Source organism: Chitinophaga sp., assembly GCF_035564935.1.
In the GTDB taxonomy this organism is placed as follows: domain Bacteria; phylum Bacteroidota; class Bacteroidia; order Chitinophagales; family Chitinophagaceae; genus Chitinophaga.
In genome coordinates, this window is record NZ_DATMTE010001011.1 from 1 (window position 1) to 2,472 (window position 2,472).

Here is a 2,472-nt window from a genome sequence, read left to right on the forward strand (position 1 = left end):
AGACGAAATGGAAGAAGAGTAATTCATTTAAAACAATATTCATGGAAGATATTATCAGGAATTTTTCCGCCATCAGGATCACCGACACTGCTATAGTAGGGGGAAAGAATGCTTCGCTGGGGGAAATGACCGTTACCCTTGCAGGAAAAGGCATTAAAGTACCGGATGGATTTGCCACCACGGCAGCCGCTTTCTGGTCCCATCTTGATGCCAATGCAATAAGGCTGCCTTTGCAGCAAATCATGAGCCGGCTGGACAGGAAAACCTTTTCAAATTTGGCGGAAACAGGGGCCGCCTGCCGCAAACTGATTTTGGAAGCGGTTATACCTGCTGAGATAGAAGAAGGGATCCTGAAAGCCTACCGCCTGCTTGGCAAGGGAATGCCTGTGGCGGTGGCTGTGCGGAGCAGCGCAACAGCGGAAGATATGCCGGAAGCCAGCTTTGCGGGGCAGCACGAATCGTACCTGAACATCAGGGGAGAAAAGGCCCTGATGGAAGCGGTTCGTCGCTGCTTTGCGTCCCTATATACCGACCGCGCTATTAAGTACCGGGAAGATAATGACTTTGAACACGGTAAGGTAGCCCTTTCAGTGGGGATACAGCTGATGGTGCGTACAAATGGATCCTGTTCGGGAGTCGGATTTACCCTGGAGCCGGAATCCGGCTTCCGCGACATAGTACTGATCTCGGGGATCTGGGGACTGGGAGAGAACATTGTACAGGGAACCGTGATGCCGGATGAATATTATGTTTTTAAACCAACCCTGCTGGAAGGGAAGCAGGCTATCATACAAAGAAAACTGGGAAGTAAGGCCAAAACCCTTTGTTTCTCCGAGGATGCTAACGCAGCCAATAGTACGGTAAATGTTGATACCACCCTGGAAGACCAGCAGCGTTTTGTGTTATCGGATCCCGAAGTATTGCAGCTGGCCCGGTGGGCAATACAGATTGAACAGCATTATAACTGCCCGATGGATATTGAGTGGGCGAGAGATGCTGTAACGGGGGAGTTATTCATACTGCAGGCGCGTCCTGAAACAATCCATACGGCCGGCAAGCCCCGGCAGCTGGAGATCTATAAGCTGCCGGAGAAAGGAACTGTTCTTGTAACAGGAGCCGCCGTTGGTGAAAAAACGGCCACTGGTACAGCCCGCGTGCTTCAATCGCCTTCAGAGGCCGGGAAATTACAGCCCGGAGATATAGTGGTCACTGAGAACATCAGCCCCGACTGGGACCCGGTTTTGAAAAAGGTAGCAGGCATTGTAACCAATTCAGGTGGAAGAACCAGTCATGCCGCAATAGTAGCCAGGGAGCTGGGTGTACCGGCCATTGTAGGCGCAGTTAATGCTACCGTGAAGATCAGGGATGGCGCCGCCATTACCGTGTCGTGCAGTGAAGGAAAGCAGGGGCATGTATATGAAGGAACGCTACCGTTTGAAATAACCGAAATAGCCCCGGGAAGTGTTGCCCTACCGGATAGTACAGAGGCCTGTTTGATCATCAGCGATCCGGATAACGCATTCCGGCTGTCGTTTTATCCTAATGATGGCGTAGGCTTACTGAGAATGGAATTTATCATTACACATGCCATAGGTATTCACCCGATGGCGCTCGTGAAATATGATGAATTAAAAGATAAGGCTGCCTGGTCGGCCATCGCGGCAAAGACTTTACTCTACCCGGACAAGAAGCATTTTTTTGTTGACAAGCTTTCGCAGGGAATTGCCACTATTGCAGCTGCTTTTTATCCCAAAGATGTAATAGTGCGGATGAGCGACTTTAAAACCAATGAATATGCCCGGCTGCTCGGAGGAAAAGAATTTGAGCCATCAGAAGAAAATCCTATGCTTGGATTCCGTGGCGCTTCCAGGTATTATCACCCCTTGTACAAGGATGGCTTTGGGCTGGAGTGCGAGGCGATTAAAGTGGTCAGGGAAGAAATGGGTCTGACTAACGTAAAGGTAATGATACCTTTCTGCCGTACAGTGGAAGAAGGCCGGAAAGTACTGGATGTGATGGCATCTTTTGGCCTGGTGCAGGGAGAAAATGGGCTGGAGGTTTATGTAATGGCGGAAATACCATCCAATGTACTGCAGGCAGCAGCATTTGCCGGTATATTTGACGGATTTTCCATTGGCTCCAATGATTTAACGCAGCTTACATTGGGAATAGACAGGGATTCTGCGCTGGTAGCAGGTCTTTTCAGCGAGGAGGATGCAGCGGCCAGGACGATGATCAGCATGATGATAGCCGCCGCAAAGAAAGCAGGGGTCCGTATAGGGCTTTGTGGTCAGGCGCCCAGTGATTTACCTGATTCGCGGCATTTCTTGTAGCCCAGGGAATTAACAGTATTTCTTTCAACCCTGATGCTTTACTAAACGGTATTGCCAACATCCGCAAAGCGGAAGAGGAGTATGGCATAAATAACAAAAGCGCGTTACCGGTATTGATATAGCCCTGTTTACCGACCGG

At 49.9% G+C, this 2,472-nt stretch carries 1 protein-coding gene; it reads left to right on the forward strand.

What is annotated here, in order from left to right; genetic code table 11:
* Positions 1-2,333 (forward strand): phosphoenolpyruvate synthase (gene ppsA / locus VN105_RS26220; RefSeq protein WP_325645821.1); only part of this gene is annotated, 2,333 nt, incomplete at its 5' end.
* Between the last annotated feature and the right edge of the window lie 139 nt (positions 2,334-2,472).